This window comes from Pseudomonas germanica (assembly GCF_019614655.1).
GTDB lineage: Bacteria > Pseudomonadota > Gammaproteobacteria > Pseudomonadales > Pseudomonadaceae > Aquipseudomonas > Aquipseudomonas neuropathica.
The window spans coordinates 5,785,276-5,804,770 of the sequence record NZ_CP071586.1 but is presented as its reverse complement, the minus strand read 5'-3'; the positions used below and the strand labels follow the sequence as shown (position 1 = coordinate 5,804,770).

The following is a 19,495-nucleotide window of genomic DNA, read 5'->3' as shown; positions in this document are numbered from 1 at the left end:
GAAACGCAGACGTGTTTCGCGGAGCTAACGCTATCAGTCTCGATGCAAAGGGCCGTCTCGCCATGCCGAGCCGGTACCGTGACGAGCTCGATTCGCGTAGTTCTGGCCAATTGATCGTGACCATTGATGCCGTTGATCCGTGTTTGTGTGTCTATCCGCTCGACGAGTGGGAAATTATTGAAACCAAGTTGCGCGCGCTTCCTTCGCTTCGCGAAGAAAACCGTCGCCTGCAACGTTTGCTGATTGGTAATGCCGTCGACCTCGAACTCGATGGCAGCGGTCGTTTTCTGGTTCCACCGCGTCTGCGCGAATACGCCAAGCTCGATAAGCGCGCGATGCTGGTAGGCCAACTGAACAAGTTCCAATTGTGGGACGAGGATGCATGGAACGCGGTATCTGCCGCTGACCTTGCTGCTATTCAACAACCGGGCGCGATGCCTGATGAACTGCGTGATTTGATCCTGTGACTATTGATAGCGGCTTTAACCACATCACCGTACTGCTTGACGAAGCCGTCGAGGCTCTCGCCGTACGTCCTGATGGCTGCTATCTGGACGGCACGTTCGGGCGCGGCGGACACAGCCGGCTGATCCTCAGCCAGCTCGGCACGGACGGTCGGCTCATCGGGTTCGACAAAGATCCACAAGCGATTGCCACCGGGCAAACGCTAGCGGCCGAAGACGGCCGCTTTGTCGTTGTGCAGCGCAGCTTTGCCGAACTGGGTTCGGTGGTTGCCGAGCAAGGTCTGGCCGGCAAGGTCAGCGGCATTCTGCTCGATCTGGGCGTGTCTTCGCCGCAGCTCGACGACGCTGAGCGCGGCTTCAGTTTCCTCAACGACGGCCCGCTGGACATGCGCATGGATCCGTCCCGCGGCATCAGCGCTGCCGAATTCGTCAACACCGCGCCGGCTGAGGAAATCGCCCGGGTGTTCAAGGAATACGGCGAAGAACGTTTCTCCGGTCGCATGGCCCGTGCTGTCGCCGAGCGTCGCGATATCAAACCGTTCGAGCGCACTGCCGATCTGGCCGAAGTATTGAAAGTCGCCAACCCGGCATGGGAAAAGGGCAAGAACCCGGCCACCCGTGCATTCCAGGGTTTGCGCATTCACGTCAACAACGAGCTGGGTGATCTGGAAGCCGGCCTCGAAGCCGCACTGGATGCTCTGGAAATTGGCGGCCGTCTGGTGGTGATCAGCTTCCACTCGCTGGAAGACCGCATCGTCAAATTGTTCATGCGCAAGCTGGTGAAAGGCGAAGCCGACAACCTGCCGCGCAACCTGCCGGTTCGCCATGTCGCGTTCGAACCGAAAATCAAAGTCCATGGCAAAGCGCAGACGGCCTCCGACGCCGAACTCAAAGCCAACCCACGTTCCCGTAGCGCCGTCATGCGCGTCGCGGAGAAGCTGCGGTGAGCAAGCTTTTCGCCAAGCCACTGCCCGGCGGCAGCTTTCTGATGCTGCTGCTGTTTATCGGCGTGCTCGTCTCGGCCATCGCCGTGTCGTACAGCGCGCACTGGAACCGGCAGTTGCTCAACACCCTTTATAACGAACTCAGCGTGCGTGATAAGGCGCAGGCCGAGTGGGGGCGTTTGATTCTTGAGCAAAGCACCTGGACCGCGCACAGCCGCATCGAAGTGCTGGCTACCGAGCAACTGAAAATGCACATTCCTGGCGCGGCTGACGTGAAGATGGTGGCGCCATGATGAAACTCGAAGGCGCACTGTTCCCATGGCGCTTCCGCCTGATGGTGGCGCTGCTCGGCATCATGGTCGCGGCGATCTGCTGGCGCATCATCGACCTGCAAGTGGTTGACCGTGACTTCCTCAAAGGTCAGGGCGACGCGCGCAGTCTGCGTCACATTCCGATTCCGGCTCACCGTGGTCTGATCACCGACCGTAACGGCGAGCCTTTGGCTGTAAGTACCCCCGTGACCACGCTGTGGGCCAACGCCAAGGAAATGCAAACCGCTAAAGAGAAGTGGCCGGCACTTGCCGCCGCGCTGGGTCAGGATCCCAAAGCCCTGACCGAGCGCCTTGAAGCCCAGGCCAACAAAGAATTCATTTATCTGGTGCGCGGGCTGACCCCCGAGCAAGGCCAGGCTGTGCTCGATCTGAAAGTCCCAGGCGTCTACGGCATCGAAGAATTCCGCCGGTTCTACCCGGCCGGTGAAGTCACCGCGCACATGGTCGGTTTTACCGACATCGATGACCACGGTCGTGAAGGTGTCGAGTTGGCTTATGACGAATGGCTCGCCGGGGTGCCGGGCAAACGACAAGTCATCAAGGATCGGCGCGGTCGGCTGATCAAGGATGTTCAGGTCACCAAAAACGCCAAGGCCGGCAAGCCCTTGGCGTTGTCCATTGACCTGCGTCTGCAATATCTGGCCAACCGCGAACTGCGCAACGCGATCATCGAGAACGGCGCCAAGGCCGGCAGCCTGGTGATCATGGACGTCAAGACCGGCGAGATTCTCGCCATGGTCAACCAGCCGACCTACAACCCGAACAACCGCCGCAATCTGCAACCGGCCATGATGCGTAACCGCGCGATGATCGACGTGTTCGAACCGGGTTCGACCATGAAAGCCATCTCGATGGCCGCTGCAATCGAAACCGGCCGCTGGAAACCGAGCGACACCGTCGAGGTGTATCCGGGCTCCCTGCAGATCGGCAAATACACGATCAAGGACGTTTCCAAGAGCGAAGGTCCGGTGCTCGACTTGACCGGCATCCTGATCAATTCCAGTAACGTCGGCATGAGTAAGGTCGCGTTCGATATCGGCGGTGAAACGATTTTCCGCCTCGCGCAGAAAGTCGGTCTCGGCCAGGACACCGGCCTCGGCTTCCCGGGCGAACGTGTCGGTAACCTGCCGAACTACCGCGATTGGCGCAAGGCTGAAACTGCGACCCTGTCCTACGGCTACGGTATTTCCGTGACCGCGATTCAGTTGGTGCACGCGTTCTCGGCGCTGGCCAACAACGGTCGTCTCGCGCCGTTGACCCTGATCAAAACCGACAAGCCGCCGCAGACCACGCAAGTGCTGCCGGAAGCCGTGGCGAAAACCTTGCAAGGCATGCTCACCCAGGTGATCGAAGCGCCGCGCGGCGTGTTCCGTGCGCAGGTGCCGGCGTATCACGTAGCGGGCAAGTCGGGTACCGCGCGCAAGACCTCGGTGGGCACCAAAGGCTACGCGGAAAACTCTTACCGCTCGCTGTTCGCCGGTTTCGGCCCGATGAGCGATCCGCGTTACGCCATCGTTGTCGTGATCGATGAGCCAAGCAAGGCCGGTTACTTCGGTGGTCTGGTTTCCGCGCCGGTGTTCAGCCGTGTGATGTCCGGCACCCTGCGCCTGATGAACGTAACGCCGGACAACTTGCCGACGACACAGCAGGCCAACGCCACCCCGGTCATACCGCTGAAAGCCAATGGAGGGCGCGGCTGATGTCATTAAGTCTGAACAAGATATTCCCCCACGCCGGCCACGATCTGTTGATCCGTGAACTGGCGCTGGACAGCCGCAACGTGCGCGCGGGCGATTTGTTCCTCGCCGTGCCGGGCGGCAAATTCGATGGCCGTGCGCACATCGCCGATGCCTTGCAGCGTGGCGCTGCGGCTGTAGCCTATGAAGTGGAAGGCGCCACCGTGCTGCCGATCACTGACGTGCCGCTGATTCCGGTCAAAGGCCTGGCAGCGCAGCTGTCGGACATCGCCGGGCGTTTTTACGGTGAGCCAAGTCATCACCTGAACCTGATTGGCGTGACCGGCACCAATGGTAAAACCAGCGTGACCCAATTGGTCGCGCAGGCGCTGGATTTGCTCGGCCAGCATTGCGGCATCGTCGGGACCTTGGGTTCCGGCTTCTATGGCGCACTGCAAAGCGGTCTGCACACCACGCCGAATCCGATCGCGGTGCAAGCGACCTTGGGCGACCTGAAAAAGGCCGGCGCCAAAGCCGTGGCCATGGAAGTGTCGTCCCACGGTCTGGATCAGGGCCGCGTGACGGCGCTGGCGTTCGACGTCGCGGTGATGACCAACCTGTCCCGCGATCATCTGGATTATCACGGCACTATGGAGGCGTACGCCGAGGCCAAGGCCAAGCTGTTCGCCTGGAATGATCTGAAGTGCCGCGTGGTCAACCTCGACGACGATTTCGGCCGGCAACTGGCCGCGGAAAAACGTGAATCGCGCTTGATCACCTACAGCCTGCTCGACAGCAGCGCTTACCTGTTCTGCCGCGAAGCGCAGTTCGACGATCACGGCGTGCGCGCCACACTGGTCACGCCGCAGGGTGAACATCATCTGCGTAGCACCCTGCTCGGTCGTTTCAATCTGAGCAACGTACTGGCAGCGGTCGGTGCCTTGCTCGGTCTGGATTACGCGCTCGACGAAATTCTCAAAGTACTGCCGAAACTCGAGGGCCCGGCCGGTCGCATGCAGCGCCTGGGTGGCGGCACGCAGCCGTTGGTGGTGGTCGATTACGCCCACACCCCGGATGCACTGGAGAAAGTACTGACCGCGCTGCGCCCGCACGTCAAAGGTCAACTGCTGTGCCTGTTCGGCTGCGGCGGTGACCGTGATCGCGGCAAGCGTCCGTTGATGGCCGAAGTGGTCGAGCGTCTGGCCGATCAGGTGCTGGTCACCGACGACAACCCGCGCACTGAAGATCCGGCAGTGATTTTCGATGACATCCGCGCCGGTTTCACGGCTGTGGATAAAGTCACTTTCGTCGCCGGCCGTGGTCAGGCGATTGCACAACTGATTGCGGGCGCCTCGGCCGATGACGTGATTGTTCTGGCCGGTAAAGGTCACGAGGACTATCAGGAAATCAACGGCGAGCGCCATGCCTTCTCTGATCTGGTCGAGGCTGATCACGCCCTGACCGCGTGGGAGGTGGCCCATGCTTAAGGCCCTCAAACTCAGCGAACTGACCAACGCGCTCGACGCACGTTTGATCGCCGCCGATGCCAGTTTCGACGGCGTCAGCATCGACAGCCGTGCGATCCAGCCGGGTCAACTGTTTATTGCGTTGACCGGCCCGCGTTTCGACGGTCATGACTACTTGAACGATGTCGCCGCCAAAGGCGCCGTCGCTGCACTGGTCGAACGTGAAGTTGCCGACAGCACGCTGCCGCAACTGCTGGTCAAAGACACCCGTCAGGCCCTCGGCCAATTGGGCGCGCTGAACCGTGCTGCATTCACTCAGCCAGTCGCTGCCATCACTGGCTCCAGCGGCAAGACCACGGTCAAGGAAATGCTCGCGAGCATCCTGCGCACGCGCGGTCCGGTATTGGCGACCCGTGGCAATCTGAACAACGACCTCGGCGCGCCGCTGACCCTGCTCGAATTGGCCCCGGAACACACTTCGGCGGTGATCGAACTGGGCGCCTCGCGTCTCGGCGAAATCGCTTACACCGTTGGCTTGACCAAGCCTCACGTGGCGATCCTCAACAATGCCGGCACCGCGCACGTTGGTGAGTTTGGCGGCCCGGAAAAAATCGTCGAAGCCAAAGGCGAAATCATCGACGGGCTGGCGGCCGACGGCGTCGCCGTGCTCAACCTCGATGACAAAGCCTTCGGCATCTGGAAGACCCGTGCGGGCGTGCGCAAAGTGCTGACCTTCGCCCTGAGCAACACTCAGGCTGACTTCTACGCCAGCGACCTGACCACTGATGCCCGTGGTTGCCCGGCCTTCAATCTGCACACACCTGAAGGTGTCGAGCACGTTCAACTGAACCTGCTCGGCACCCATAACGTCGCCAATTCCATGGCTGCCGCCGCTGCCGCTCACGCCTTGGGCGTGTCGCTGTTCGGCATCGCCACCGGGCTTGGCGCCGTGCAACCGGTCAAGGGTCGCACCGTCGCGCAACTGGCGAAAAACGGTATGCGCGTGATCGATGACACTTACAACGCAAACCCCACCTCGATGTGCGCGGCCGTTGATATACTCGCCGGCTTTTCCGGCCGCACCGTCCTGGTGCTCGGAGATATCGGCGAGTTGGGCGATTGGGCGGAGCAGGGGCACCGCGACGTGGGCGAGTACGCCCGGGGCAAGGTTTCCGCGCTTTATGCCGTTGGGCCAAACATGGTTCACGCCGTAAACGCTTTCGGTGAACAGGCCTATCACTTCGGCAGCCAAGCCGAACTGATTCAGGCCCTCGACGCCGAGCAGGACACAAACACCACCATTTTGATCAAGGGTTCGCGCAGTGCAGCGATGGAAAACATCGTTGCGGCTCTGTGCGGGCCCAGTCTGGAGAAACATTAATGCTGCTGCTGCTAGCGGAGTATCTGCAACAGTTCTACAAAGGCTTCGCGGTCTTTCAGTACCTGACCCTGCGCGGGATCCTCGGTGTGCTGACCGCGCTGGTTTTGTCGCTGTGCTATGGCCCGTGGATGATCCGCACCCTGCAGAACCGTCAGATCGGTCAATCCGTGCGTAACGACGGTCCGCAATCGCACCTGTCCAAGTCGGGCACCCCGACCATGGGCGGCGCGCTGATTCTGTCTTCGATCGGCGTCAGCACTCTGCTTTGGGCTGACCTGAGCAACCGCTACGTCTGGACTGTTTTGCTGGTGACTCTGCTGTTCGGCGCCATCGGTTGGGTCGACGATTACCGCAAGGTCATCGAGAAGAACTCCCGTGGCTTGCCGAGCCGCTGGAAGTATTTCTGGCAGTCGGTGTTCGGCCTCGGCGCGGCGATCTTCCTTTATATGACCGCCTCCACCCCGGTGGAAACCACGCTGATCCTGCCGATGCTCAAGGACTACAGCATTCCGCTGGGCCTCGGTTTCATCGTGCTGACTTACTTCGTGATCGTCGGTTCGAGCAACGCAGTCAACCTGACTGACGGCCTCGACGGTCTGGCGATCATGCCAACCGTGATGGTCGGCGGTGGCCTCGGCATCTTCTGCTACCTGTCGGGTAACGTGAAATTCGCTGAGTACCTGCTGATCCCTTACGTGCCGGGCGCGGGTGAACTGATCGTGTTCTGCGGTGCGCTGATCGGTGCCGGCCTCGGCTTTCTCTGGTTTAACACCTATCCGGCGCAAGTGTTCATGGGCGACGTCGGTGCACTGGCACTCGGCGCGGCACTGGGCACCATCGCGGTGATCGTCCGTCAGGAAATCGTCCTGTTCATCATGGGCGGTGTGTTCGTGATGGAAACCCTGTCAGTCGTCATTCAGGTTGCGTCCTTTAAGCTGACCGGTCGCCGTGTGTTCCGCATGGCACCGATTCACCACCATTTTGAACTCAAGGGCTGGCCCGAGCCGCGCGTGATCGTCCGTTTCTGGATCATCACCGTGATTCTCGTGCTGATCGGCCTTGCCACCCTGAAGCTGAGGTAGAACGAGTGTCTCTGATCGCTTCTGACCACTTCCGCATCGTTGTCGGCCTCGGCAAGAGCGGCATGTCCCTGGTTCGCTTCCTGGCGAACCGGGGCACGTCGTTTGCCGTCGCCGATACGCGGGAAAATCCACCGGAACTGGCCACGCTCAAGCGTGACTATCCGCACGTGGAAGTGCGTTGTGGCGAGCTGGACGTCGAATTCCTCTGCCGTGCCGACGAGCTCTACGTGAGCCCCGGCCTGGCGTTGGCGACCCCGGCCCTGCAAGCCGCTGCGGCCCGTGGCGTGAAACTGTCCGGCGACATCGAGCTGTTCGCGCGTAACGCGCGGGCGCCGATCGTGGCCATCAGCGGTTCCAACGCGAAAAGCACCGTCACCACCCTGGTCGGCGAAATGGCGGCTGCGGCCGGCAAGCGCGTTGCTGTCGGTGGCAACCTCGGCACCCCGGCGCTGGATCTGCTCAGCGACGACGTCGAGCTGTACGTCATGGAACTGTCGAGCTTCCAGCTGGAAACCACCGACCAGCTCAATGCCGAAGTGGCCACCGTCCTGAACATCAGCGAAGACCACATGGATCGCTACAGCGGTCTGCCGGCGTACCACCTGGCCAAGCACCGGATCTTCCGTGGCGCGAAGCAGTTCGTGGTCAATCGCCAGGATGCGCTGAGCCGTCCGTTGATGGGCGAGGGTCAGCCATGCTGGACCTTCGGCCTGACCAAACCGGATTTCAAGGCATTCGGTATCCGCGAAGAAGATGGCGAGAAGTATCTGGCCTTCGAATTCCAGAATCTGATGCCGGTGCGTGAGCTGAAAATTCGCGGCGCACACAACCAGTCCAACGCCCTCGCGGCATTGGCGCTGGGGCATGCCGTGGGCTTGCCGTTCGAGGCCATGCTCTCGGCGCTGCGCAACTTCGCCGGTCTCGAACACCGTTGCCAGTGGGTGCGTGATCTCGACGGCGTGGCGTATTACAACGATTCGAAAGCCACCAACGTCGGCGCCGCTCTGGCCGCCATCGAAGGCTTGGGCGCGGATATCGACGGCAAGGTCATCCTGATCGCCGGTGGCGATGGCAAGGGTGCCGAATTCAACGATCTGCTTGATCCGGTAGCGGTCAACTGCCGTGCCGTGATCCTGATGGGCCGCGACTCCGACAAGATCGGTGAAGCCATCGGTGATGCCGTGCCACTGATTCGCGCGACCTCGCTGGTTGACGCCGTCGCGCAATGCCGCGCCGCCGCCCAACCGGGTGACGTGGTGCTGCTGTCGCCGGCCTGCGCCAGTTTCGACATGTTCAAGAACTATGAAGACCGTGGTCACCAGTTCGTCCGCGCTGTGGAGGAACTGGCATGAGTCTGTTCAATATCATCAAGCCGTACCCGTCGCCGATTATTACCGGGCGCGGCATCGACCTCGATTTTCCGATGCTCGCCGGTTGCCTGGCTTTGCTCGGTCTCGGTTTGATCATGATCGCTTCGGCGTCCACTGAGGTGGCAGCCGCGCAGTCGGGCAGTCCGCTGTATTACATGATTCGCCACCTTATTTATGTGGTGCTGGGCCTGGGCGCCTGCATCGTCACCATGATGATTCCGATCGCCACCTGGCAACGCCTCGGCTGGTTGATGCTGATCGGGGCGTTCGGCTTGCTGGTGATGGTGATCATTCCCGGCATCGGTCGCGAAGTGAACGGTTCGATGCGCTGGATCGGTTTCAGCTTCTTCAACGTGCAGCCGTCCGAGATCGCCAAAGTGTTCGTGGTGATCTACCTCGCCGGTTATCTGGTGCGGCGTCAGAAGGAAGTGCGCGAGAGCTGGATGGGCTTCTTCAAGCCGTTCATCGTGCTGCTGCCGATGGCCGGCCTGCTGCTGATGGAGCCAGACTTCGGCGCCACCGTGGTGATGATGGGCGCTGCGGCGGCGATGCTCTTTCTCGGCGGGGTCGGACTGTTCCGTTTCTCGCTGATGGTGGTGTTGGCGGTCGGAGCGGTGGTCTTGCTGATTCAAATGCAGCCGTATCGTATGGCGCGTCTGACCAACTTCGCTGACCCGTGGGCCGACCAGTTCGGCGCCGGCTACCAATTGTCCCAAGCGCTGATCGCGTTCGGTCGTGGCGAATGGCTGGGTGTGGGCCTGGGCAACAGCGTGCAGAAGCAGTTCTACCTGCCGGAAGCGCACACCGACTTCGTGTTCTCGGTATTGGCTGAAGAACTCGGCGCGGTGGGTTCGCTGTGCACCGTGGCGCTGTTCGTGTTCGTGTGTATTCGTGGCATGTACATCGGCTTGTGGGCCGAGAAAGCCAAGCAGTTCTTTGCCGCTTATGTGGCCTACGGCCTGTCGTTCCTGTGGATTGGTCAGTTCCTGATCAACATCGGAGTGAACGTCGGCCTGCTGCCAACCAAAGGTCTGACCTTGCCGTTCCTCAGTTATGGCGGCAGCTCGTTGGTGATCTGCTGTGCCTGCCTCGGTTTGTTATTGAGGATTGAGTGGGAGAGTCGAACCCACCTGGGCAGTGAAGAGATGGAATTCCATGAGAGCGACTTCGCCGAGGAGCCGAATCATGGGCGCTAACGTATTGATCATGGCCGGCGGAACCGGCGGCCACGTGTTCCCGGCGCTGGCCTGTGCTCGCGAGTTTCAGGCGCGCGGCTACACCGTGCACTGGCTCGGCACGCCACGCGGAATTGAAAACGAACTGGTGCCCGCGGCAGGTCTTGAACTGCACCGCATCAACGCCACCGGCCTGCGCGGCAAGGGCAAGCTGTCGCTGCTCAAGGCGCCGTTCATGCTGCTGAAATCGGTATGGCAGGCGCGGGCAATCATTCGTCGCTTGAAGCCGGTGTGTGTGGTCGGCTTCGGTGGTTATGTGACTGGCCCGGGTGGTCTTGCCGCGAAACTGGCCGGCGTGCCGGTGATCGTTCACGAGCAGAACGCCGTGGCCGGCACCGCCAATCGGTTGCTGGTGCCGTTCGCCGCTCGGGTGTGTGAAGCGTTCCCCGACACCTTTACTCTGTCGGACACCCGCCGTACCACCGGCAACCCGGTGCGCAGCGAGCTGTTCCTCGACACATCGCGACCTGCTCTGGCCGGCCGCAAAGCGCGTTTGCTGATCCTTGGCGGAAGCCTGGGCGCAGAACCGTTGAACAAATTGCTGCCTGAAGCCCTGGCCCAAGTCGCTGCCGATTTGCGCCCGGAAGTGTTTCATCAGGCCGGCAAAAACCACGATGAAGTGACTGCAGAGCGCTACCGCGCCGCCGGCGTGGATGCGCAGGTGCAGCCGTTCATCAAAGACATGGCCCAGGCCTATGGCTGGGCTGACCTGGTGGTGTGCCGCGCAGGCGCGTTGACCATCAGTGAGCTGGCTGCCGCCGGTCTGCCCTCGATGCTGGTGCCTTTGCCCCACGCGATCGACGATCACCAGACCCGCAACGCCGATTATTTGGCCCGTGAAGGCGCTGCCTTCCTGATGCCACAAAGAACGACTGGTGCCGCGGACCTTGCCGCGCGCCTGACAGAGGTCTTGATGCAACCGCAACGACTCGAAGATATGGCCCAAGCGGCCCGCCGTCTGGCGAAACCCGATGCCACCCGTAGCGTGGTCGATACCTGTCTGGAGGTGGCACATGGTTGAGAATCAGAAAGCCATGCCACAACCGGAAATGCGCCGCATCCGTCGCATCCACTTCGTCGGCATCGGCGGCGTGGGCATGTGCGGCATCGCCGAAGTGTTGTTGAACCTGGGCTACCAAGTGTCCGGTTCCGACCTGAAAGCTTCGCCGGTGACCGAGCGTCTGGAGTCGTTCGGCGCGCAGATTTTCATCGGCCACCGTGCCGAGAACGCCGCTGCTGCCGATGTGCTGGTGGTGTCGAGCGCGGTAAATACCTCTAACCCGGAAGTGGCGAACGCGCTTGAGCGTCGTATCCCGGTGGTGCCGCGTGCAGAAATGCTCGCCGAGCTGATGCGCTATCGCCACGGCATCGCCGTCGCCGGTACCCACGGCAAAACCACCACCACCAGCCTGATCGCTTCGGTGTTCGCGGCCGGAGGCCTGGACCCGACGTTCGTTATCGGTGGTCGTCTGAATGCGGCGGGCACCAATGCCCAGCTCGGCACCAGCCGGTACCTGATCGCCGAAGCCGATGAAAGCGATGCGAGTTTCCTGCACCTGCAACCGCTGGTGGCCGTGGTTACCAACATCGACGCCGACCACATGGCGACCTACGACGGTGACTTCAACAAGCTGAAGAAAACCTTCGTCGAGTTCCTGCACAACCTGCCGTTCTACGGTTTGGCGGTCATGTGCCTGGACGATCCGGTGGTGCGTGAAATCCTGCCGCTGGTGAAACGTCCGACCGTGACTTACGGCTTCAGTGAAGACGCTGACGTGCGCGCGATCAATATTCGCCAGCAAGGCATGCAGACCTTCTTCACCGTGCTGCGCCCGGATCGCGAGCCGCTGGACGTGTCGGTGAACATGCCCGGCAACCACAACGTACTCAACTCGCTGGCAACCATCTGTATTGCCACCGACGAAGGCGTCAGCGATGAAGCCATCGTCCAGGGCCTGTCGGGCTTCCAGGGCGTTGGTCGACGCTTCCAGGTTTACGGCGAACTGCCAGTGGACGGGGGCAACGTGATGCTGGTCGACGATTACGGTCACCACCCGACCGAAGTCGCCGCAGTGATCAAAGCCGTGCGCGGTGGCTGGCCGGAGCGCCGTCTGGTGATGGTTTACCAGCCGCACCGTTATAGCCGCACCCGTGACCTGTACGACGATTTCGTCAATGTACTGGCCGACGCCAACGTGCTGCTGCTGATGGAAGTCTATCCGGCCGGCGAAGAGCCGATCCCGGGCGCCGACAGCCGCAAGCTGTGCAACAGCATCCGTCAGCGCGGTCAGCTCGACCCGATCTACATCGAGCGTGGCGTCGATCTGGCGCCGCTGGTCAAGCCGCTGCTGCGTGCCGGCGACATCCTGCTGTGCCAGGGCGCCGGTGATATCGGCGGTCTCGCGCCGAAGCTGTTGAAAAGTGAATTGTTCGCTGGCGCCGTGGCGGCGCCGGTCGAGGGGAAGTTGAAATGACTGCTGCCTACGCCAAGCTGTTTTCCACTATCGCGCCGAAAGACTTCGGCCGTGTCGCCGTGCTCTTCGGTGGCCTGAGTGCCGAGCGTGAGGTGTCGCTGAAATCCGGTAACGCCGTACTCGACGCGCTGCAAAGCGCTGGCGTGGACGCGTTCGGCATCGACGTTGGCGAAGACATTCTGCAACGGCTGCTCAGCGAAAAGATCGACCGCGCGTTCATCATTCTTCACGGCCGTGGCGGTGAAGACGGCTCCATGCAGGGCCTGCTCGAAGTGGCGGGCATTCCGTACACCGGCAGCGGCATTCTCGCTTCGGCACTGGCGATGGACAAACTGCGCACCAAGCAGGTCTGGCACAGCCTCGGGATTCCGACGCCGCGTCACGCCGTGCTGTGCAGCGAAGCCGATTGTATTTCGGCGGCGACGGAACTGGGCTTCCCTTTGATCGTCAAACCGGCGCATGAAGGTTCAAGTATCGGGATGGCCAAAGTGAGTTCTGCGTCCGAGTTGATCGACGCATGGAAAGCGGCCAGTACCTACGATTCGCAAGTCTTGGTTGAGCAATGGATTCAAGGTCCGGAGTTCACCATCGCCACCCTGCGTGACCAGGTGTTGCCTCCGATTGCCCTGGGTACACCGCACACGTTCTACGACTACGACGCCAAGTACATCGCCAACGATACCCAGTACCGCATTCCGTGCGGGCTGGATGCCGCCAAGGAACAGGAACTCATGGATCTCACGGCCAAGGCCTGTGAGGCGCTGGGTATTGCCGGTTGGGGCAGGGCGGACGTGATGCAGGACGCCGACGGGCAGTTCTGGTTCCTGGAAGTGAACACCGCACCGGGCATGACCGATCACAGTCTGGTACCGATGGCGGCCCGTGCGGCTGGCCTGGATTTCCAGCAACTGGTTCTGGCCATTCTGGCCGCCAGTGTTGAAGACGCTCGAGGTTAAGACGATGCAAGGCGCTCAGCTCCGACATCAGCCTCCCGCACCCGGCCGCAAGCCGGTGCCACGGGGTGCCAGCCGAATGGTGGCGAAAGAGCCGATGTCCGCGCGCCTGCCGAAAGCCAATTTCGGCTTTCTGAAAAGTCTGTTCTGGCCAGTGCTGCTGGTGGTGCTGGGCTTTGGTACTTACGAAGGTGCAACGCGTTTGCTGCCGTACGCCGACCGGCCGATCACCAAGATCGCCGTGCAAGGCGACCTGAGCTACATCAGCCAGCAAGCGGTGCAGCAGCGGATCGCCCCGTACGTGGCGTCGAGCTTCTTCACCATCGACCTGGCCGGTATGCGCACCGAGCTTGAGCAGATGCCGTGGATCGCCCATGCCGAAGTCCGTCGCGTGTGGCCGGACCAGGTGGTGATCCGCCTCGAAGAGCAACTGCCGGTGGCGCGTTGGGGCGACGAGTCGTTGCTGAACAACCAGGGCCAGGCGTTTACGCCCAAGGAACTGGCGAACTACGAACACCTGCCACAGCTGTTCGGCCCACAACGGGCCCAGCAGCAAGTCATGCAGCAGTATCAGGTGCTGAGCCAGATGCTGCGGCCGTTGGGCTTCTCGATTGCGCGCCTGGAATTGCGTGAACGCGGGAGTTGGTTCCTGACCACCGGTGCCGGCAGTTCCGGCCCCGGCATCGAGTTGCTGCTGGGACGCGGCAACCTGGTGGAAAAGATGCGCCGTTTTATCGCCATCTATGACAAGACGCTTAAAGACCAGATTACGAACATTGCGCGCATCGATCTGCGCTACGCCAACGGCCTTGCTGTTGGCTGGCGGGAACCAGTAGCGCCGACGACAGCCCAACCCGCTGTCGCAAAGAATTAAGAAGAGGCAGGACCCATGGCAAACGTGCAAAGCGGCAAAATGATCGTCGGTCTCGATATCGGCACCTCCAAAGTGGTGGCGCTGGTCGGCGAGGTTTCCGACGACGGCTCGCTGGAAATCGTCGGGATCGGTACCCATCCGTCCCGTGGCCTGAAGAAGGGCGTGGTGGTCAACATCGAGTCCACCGTGCAATCGATCCAGCGCGCGATCGAAGAAGCCCAACTGATGGCGGGCTGCCGCATTCACTCGGCGTTCGTCGGCGTGGCGGGCAATCACATCCGCAGCCTGAACTCCCACGGCATCGTCGCGATCCGTGATCGCGAAGTCAGCTCGGCCGACCTTGAGCGCGTCCTCGACGCTGCTCAGGCCGTGGCGATTCCGGCAGACCAGCGCGTGCTGCACACCCTGCCGCAGGATTACGTGATCGATAACCAGGAAGGCGTTCGCGAACCACTGGGCATGTCCGGCGTACGTCTGGAAGCCAAGGTTCACGTGGTCACCTGCGCCGTCAACGCCGCCCAGAACATTGAAAAATGCGTGCGTCGCTGCGGTCTGGAAATCGACGACATCATTCTTGAGCAACTGGCCTCGGCCTACTCGGTACTGACCGACGACGAGAAAGAACTGGGCGTGTGCCTGGTCGACATCGGCGGCGGCACCACTGACATCGCGATCTTCACCGAAGGCGCGATCCGCCACACCGCAGTGATCCCGATTGCCGGTGATCAGGTGACCAACGACATCGCCATGGCGTTGCGCACCCCGACCCAGTACGCCGAAGAAATCAAGATCCGCTACGCCTGCGCCCTGGCCAAGCTGGCCGGTGCCGGTGAAACCATCAAGGTGCCGAGCGTTGGCGACCGTCCACCACGCGAACTGTCGCGTCAGGCCCTGGCCGAAGTGGTCGAGCCGCGTTACGACGAACTGTTCACGCTGATTCAGGCCGAGCTGCGTCGCAGCGGCTACGAAGACCTGATCCCGGCGGGCATCGTCCTCACCGGCGGTACTTCGAAGATGGAAGGCGCCACTGAACTGGCCGAAGAAATCTTCCACATGCCGGTGCGCCTCGGCGTGCCGCATGGCGTGAAGGGCCTGGATGACGTGGTGCGCAACCCGATTTATTCCACTGGCGTTGGTTTGTTGATGTACGGCCTGCAAAAGCAGTCCGACGGGGTTTCGTTCTCCGGCATCGGCAGCCGCGACAGCTACAGCAACGAAGAGCCACAGGCGCCGTTGCTGGACCGATTGAAGAAGTGGGTTCAAGGCAACTTCTAAAGCTTTACCGCAACACCGCAACAAAAAAGCAGTAGGCGAAAAAACTAGAGAATGTAAGGAGAGGGAAAATGTTCGAACTCGTAGACAACATCCCCGCAAGCCCGGTAATCAAAGTTATCGGTGTTGGCGGTGGCGGCGGCAACGCTGTCAATCACATGGTCAAGAGCAACATCGAAGGCGTTGAATTCATCTGCGCCAACACTGATGCTCAAGCGCTGAAAAACATCGGTGCGCGTACCATTCTGCAACTGGGTACCGGCGTGACCAAAGGTCTGGGCGCTGGCGCCAACCCTGAAGTAGGTCGTCAGGCCGCTCTCGAAGACCGTGAGCGCATTGCCGAAGTCCTGCAGGGCACCAACATGGTGTTCATCACCACTGGCATGGGCGGCGGTACCGGTACCGGTGCTGCGCCGATCATCGCCGAAGTGGCCAAGGAAATGGGCATTCTGACCGTTGCTGTCGTAACGCGTCCGTTCCCGTTCGAAGGCCGCAAGCGTATGCAGATCGCCGATGAAGGCATCCGCATGCTCTCGGAAAGCGTTGACTCGTTGATCACCATTCCTAACGAGAAGCTGCTGACCATCCTCGGTAAAGACGCCAGCCTGCTGTCGGCTTTCGCCAAGGCTGACGATGTACTGGCCGGTGCCGTTCGCGGTATCTCCGACATCATCAAGCGTCCGGGTATGATCAACGTCGACTTCGCCGACGTACGTACCGTGATGAGCGAAATGGGCATGGCGATGATGGGCACTGGCTGCGCCAGCGGTCCGAACCGTGCACGTGAAGCCACCGAAGCGGCGATCCGCAACCCGCTGCTGGAAGACGTGAACCTGCAAGGCGCACGCGGCATCCTGGTGAACATCACCGCCGGTCCTGACCTGTCCCTGGGTGAGTACTCCGACGTGGGTAGCATCATCGAAGCCTTCGCTTCCGAACACGCGATGGTCAAGGTCGGTACCGTTATCGATCCGGACATGCGCGACGAACTGCACGTGACTGTGGTTGCCACTGGTCTGGGCGCGAAAATCGAGAAGCCTGTGAAGGTCATCGACAACACCGTTCACACCTCCATGGCTTCTGCCCAGGTACAACAACCGGCTGCGGCCCGTCAGGAAGCGCCAGCGGTCAACTACCGTGATCTGGATCGTCCGACCGTCATGCGCAACCAGGCTCAGGCCGGTGCTGCGGCTGCCGCGAAGATGAATCCGCAAGATGATCTGGACTACCTGGACATCCCGGCTTTCCTGCGTCGTCAGGCCGATTGATGGAATGTATCAGGGCTATGAAGGTGATTGGTGTTCAGCAAAGGCATGGTCTGCTATCATCGCCAGCCTTTGTTGATACCAGTTCGCAATTTGCGCTGAAGCGGCCCAAGCCATGATTAAACAACGCACACTGAAAAATATTATCCGTGCCACAGGTGTAGGCCTGCACTCCGGTGAGAAGGTCTATCTGACCCTCAAGCCTGCGCCTGTCGACACTGGCATTGTGTTTTGTCGCGCTGACCTCGACCCTGTGGTGCAGATTCCTGCCCGCGCGGAAAACGTCGGTGAAACCACTATGTCGACGACGCTGATTAACGGCGACGTGAAAGTGGACACGGTAGAGCACTTGCTCTCGGCCATGGCTGGCCTGGGCATCGATAACGCCTACGTCGAGCTCTCCGCGTCCGAAGTCCCGATCATGGATGGCAGCGCTGGACCCTTCGTATTCCTGATTCAATCGGCAGGCCTGGAAGAACAGGACGCCGCCAAGAAATTCATCCGCATCCTGCGTGAAGTGACAGTGGAAGACGGCGACAAGCGCGCCACTTTCGTCCCTTTCGAAGGGTTCAAGGTGAGCTTCGAGATCGATTTCGATCACCCGGTATTCCGGGACCGCACCCAAAGTGCAAGCGTGGATTTTTCCAGCACTTCGTTCGTAAAGGAAGTCAGCCGCGCCCGTACCTTTGGTTTCATGAGTGATATCGAGTACCTGCGCAAGCACAACCTCGCACTCGGCGGCAGCGTTGAAAACGCAATCGTGGTCGATGCCGATGGCGTACTGAACGAAGACGGCCTTCGCTATGAAGACGAATTCGTGAAGCACAAGATCCTCGATGCCATTGGCGACCTGTATCTGCTGGGTAACAGCCTGATTGGTGAGTTCAAGGGCTTCAAGTCCGGCCACGCACTGAACAACCAGCTGCTGCGCAAGTTGATTGAGCAGACAGACGCTTGGGAAGTGGTGACGTTCGAAGACGCCAGCACCGCACCAATCTCTTACATGCGCCCGGTTGCGGCGGTGTAAGTAAAAAACCTCTCTAGTTTTTTGAAGGCCATCCTCGGATGGCCTTTTTTTATGCCCTTTTAAAATCAAAAGATCGCAGCCTTCGGCAGCTCCTACAGGGTGATCGCATTCTCATGTAGGAGCTGCCGAAGGCTGCGATCTTTTGATCTTAATAGCTGACGACGCGGTTACGCCCACTTTCCTTGGCCTGATAAAGCGCCTTGTCCGCCGCAAACAACAACTGCTCCAGCGTCATCTCACTCGCCGCCGTCCAGCTCGCAATGCCGATACTCACGGTCATCGGCCGCTCGGCCCCGTCGACCAACGGCAACTGCTCCACCCCCTGACGAATATGCTCGGCTATCTGCTGTGCGCCATGGCCATCGGTCTCGGCGAGAATCACCGAAAACTCTTCACCTCCGTAGCGCGCCACCAGATCCGTCGGTCGCCGCACGTTTTCCGTGATGACCCTGGCCAGCGTCTTCAGCGCCAGGTCGCCGGCCTGATGCCCATGTCGATCATTGAAAGCCTTGAAGTGATCGGCATCGATCATCATCACCGACATCGGTTTGCCCGAGCGCTGGGCGCGGAACCACTCATGGCGTAGTGCCTGATCGAGCATCCGCCGATTGGCCACGCCCGTCAGCGCATCGGTAGCGGCCAGTTGGGCCAACTCGCGCTCGGCCCGTTGGCGCAGGCGCAACTCGCGGGCCAACAGCCAGGTCAGCCACAGCAAACCCATACACAACACGCCCGTGGCACCACTGATCAGCATCGCGGTGCGCCGCCAGGTGCCAAATACTTCATCGCTGGACAGCGCGACCATCACCGTCAGTGGCAGATTGCCGACCCGCGAATAGGTATAGAGGCGTTGTTGATGGTCCATGCTCGAGGTGCTGGTAAAACTGCCATTGCCATCCTTGTCTCCCAGAATACGCACGACATTCGGTCGGTTGCCGTAGCTCTTGCCGATGGAATCGCTTTGCAGATACGGCTTCTGCGCCAGCAGGACACCGTCGTTGTTGATGATGTTCAACGTGCTGTCTTTGCCAATGTCGAGGCTGTTGAACAACTGATCGAAGTAATCGAGTTTCATCGACGCCACGGCTACCCCGGCGAACTCGCCGGTTTGCGAGGAAATCCGTCGACTGAAGCTGATTCGCCACTGATTGGCCTCCTCACAGTCGCAACGGGTCTTGAACGGGCGGCTGATGAACATGCCGACGTCGTGATTGAAAGCGTGGGCAAGGAAGTATTCGCGGTCGGCAAAGTTGCCCGGTTTTGGCTCGATCCGTGAGGAGTCGGCAATCACATCTCCGTGCTTGTCGAGGAGCAGTATGTCGCCCTTGAAGCGCGCGGTGGTCGAGCGGTCGAACAGCGCCAGATGGCGGATCTGCGGTGAGACATCTTGCAGGTCGTCGCGCTGGGCGGCGGCGATCAGGCCTTGCAGGGTCAAGTCGTACAACTCGACGGTGCGCAGGACATCGGCGTCGATCAGTTGCGCGATGGTGGTGGCACTGCGGGTAGCCGACTCCTGAGCGTTGGCGTGCTCGCGGATCAGGAGGAACGTGACGATGCACAGAATCGCGATCACGGTCAGCGAACTGCCGCAGATCAGCAGCAACTCGGGGCGTCCGGTCTTGCCCGCAACGGGTGGGGTACGGCTCGCGATCATGATTGGGCTGTCGGTTGGGGAGAAGT

The 19,495-nt window shown here is 60.8% G+C and carries 17 protein-coding genes; 16 read left to right on the top strand and 1 reads right to left on the bottom strand.

Annotated elements, in window-relative coordinates; translation table 11 throughout:
• Positions 1-11: 11 nt before the first annotated feature.
• The 16 genes from mraZ to lpxC all read left to right on the top strand — a co-directional run bounded on the left by mraZ (position 12) and on the right by lpxC (position 17,815).
• Positions 12-467: a division/cell wall cluster transcriptional repressor MraZ gene (mraZ, locus tag J0G10_RS25630; protein ID WP_007917012.1), complete on the top strand. Its 456-nt coding sequence runs from the start codon at positions 12-14 to the stop codon at positions 465-467.
• Positions 464-1,411, top strand: a complete 948-nt coding sequence (rsmH, locus tag J0G10_RS25625) for a 16S rRNA (cytosine(1402)-N(4))-methyltransferase RsmH (protein WP_371748248.1) — start codon at positions 464-466, stop codon at positions 1,409-1,411. Before mraZ ends, rsmH begins: the two co-directional genes overlap by 4 nt.
• Positions 1,408-1,701, top strand: a complete 294-nt coding sequence (ftsL, locus tag J0G10_RS25620) for a cell division protein FtsL (RefSeq protein WP_007917008.1) — start codon at positions 1,408-1,410, stop codon at positions 1,699-1,701. The genes rsmH and ftsL overlap by 4 nt, the downstream gene beginning before the upstream one ends.
• Positions 1,701-3,440: a peptidoglycan D,D-transpeptidase FtsI family protein gene (locus tag J0G10_RS25615; protein WP_176471303.1), complete on the top strand. Its 1,740-nt coding sequence runs from the start codon at positions 1,701-1,703 to the stop codon at positions 3,438-3,440. The genes ftsL and J0G10_RS25615 overlap by 1 nt, the downstream gene beginning before the upstream one ends.
• Entirely contained in the window at positions 3,440-4,903 is a 1,464-nt protein-coding gene (locus J0G10_RS25610) for a UDP-N-acetylmuramoyl-L-alanyl-D-glutamate--2,6-diaminopimelate ligase (RefSeq protein ID WP_095050650.1), read from the top strand. Before J0G10_RS25615 ends, J0G10_RS25610 begins: the two co-directional genes overlap by 1 nt.
• Entirely contained in the window at positions 4,896-6,263 is a 1,368-nt protein-coding gene (locus J0G10_RS25605; RefSeq protein ID WP_095050651.1) for a UDP-N-acetylmuramoyl-tripeptide--D-alanyl-D-alanine ligase, read from the top strand. Before J0G10_RS25610 ends, J0G10_RS25605 begins: the two co-directional genes overlap by 8 nt.
• Positions 6,263-7,345: a phospho-N-acetylmuramoyl-pentapeptide-transferase gene (gene mraY, locus J0G10_RS25600; protein WP_007917000.1), complete on the top strand. Its 1,083-nt coding sequence runs from the start codon at positions 6,263-6,265 to the stop codon at positions 7,343-7,345. The genes J0G10_RS25605 and mraY overlap by 1 nt, the downstream gene beginning before the upstream one ends.
• Before the next feature lie 5 nt (positions 7,346-7,350).
• Complete coding sequence (gene murD / locus J0G10_RS25595; RefSeq protein ID WP_220556972.1) at positions 7,351-8,697, top strand: UDP-N-acetylmuramoyl-L-alanine--D-glutamate ligase; 1,347 nt, start codon at positions 7,351-7,353, stop codon at positions 8,695-8,697.
• The gene (ftsW, locus tag J0G10_RS25590; protein ID WP_016987575.1) at positions 8,694-9,911 is read left to right on the top strand and encodes a putative lipid II flippase FtsW; all 1,218 of its coding nucleotides are present in this window, start codon (positions 8,694-8,696) and stop codon (positions 9,909-9,911) included. Before murD ends, ftsW begins: the two co-directional genes overlap by 4 nt.
• Positions 9,901-10,971 carry an undecaprenyldiphospho-muramoylpentapeptide beta-N-acetylglucosaminyltransferase gene (gene murG / locus J0G10_RS25585; protein WP_064392864.1) on the top strand — a complete coding sequence of 357 codons (1,071 nt, stop codon included), beginning with the start codon at positions 9,901-9,903 and terminating at the stop codon, positions 10,969-10,971. The genes ftsW and murG overlap by 11 nt, the downstream gene beginning before the upstream one ends.
• Positions 10,964-12,424, top strand: coding sequence for a UDP-N-acetylmuramate--L-alanine ligase (gene murC / locus J0G10_RS25580; RefSeq protein ID WP_095050653.1), 1,461 nt, complete (start codon positions 10,964-10,966; stop codon positions 12,422-12,424). The genes murG and murC overlap by 8 nt, the downstream gene beginning before the upstream one ends.
• A complete protein-coding gene (locus J0G10_RS25575) occupies positions 12,421-13,380 on the top strand; it encodes a D-alanine--D-alanine ligase (RefSeq protein ID WP_093430684.1) in 960 nt (319 codons plus the stop codon). The genes murC and J0G10_RS25575 overlap by 4 nt, the downstream gene beginning before the upstream one ends.
• Positions 13,381-13,384: 4 nt before the next feature.
• The gene (locus J0G10_RS25570) at positions 13,385-14,251 is read left to right on the top strand and encodes a cell division protein FtsQ/DivIB (protein WP_053123632.1); all 867 of its coding nucleotides are present in this window, start codon (positions 13,385-13,387) and stop codon (positions 14,249-14,251) included.
• 15 nt (positions 14,252-14,266) lie between these two features.
• The gene (gene ftsA / locus J0G10_RS25565) at positions 14,267-15,526 is read left to right on the top strand and encodes a cell division protein FtsA (protein WP_007916987.1); all 1,260 of its coding nucleotides are present in this window, start codon (positions 14,267-14,269) and stop codon (positions 15,524-15,526) included.
• 68 nt (positions 15,527-15,594) lie between these two features.
• Positions 15,595-16,791, top strand: a complete 1,197-nt coding sequence (gene ftsZ / locus J0G10_RS25560) for a cell division protein FtsZ (protein ID WP_007916986.1) — start codon at positions 15,595-15,597, stop codon at positions 16,789-16,791.
• A 112-nt stretch (positions 16,792-16,903) separates the two neighbouring features.
• Entirely contained in the window at positions 16,904-17,815 is a 912-nt protein-coding gene (gene lpxC, locus J0G10_RS25555) for a UDP-3-O-acyl-N-acetylglucosamine deacetylase (RefSeq protein ID WP_007916984.1), read from the top strand.
• Between the two features lie 148 nt (positions 17,816-17,963).
• Here lpxC and J0G10_RS25550 read toward each other — a convergent pair whose 3' ends face one another.
• Positions 17,964-19,469, bottom strand: coding sequence for a sensor domain-containing diguanylate cyclase (locus tag J0G10_RS25550; RefSeq protein WP_095125773.1), 1,506 nt, complete (start codon positions 19,467-19,469; stop codon positions 17,964-17,966).
• Positions 19,470-19,495 lie beyond the last annotated feature (26 nt).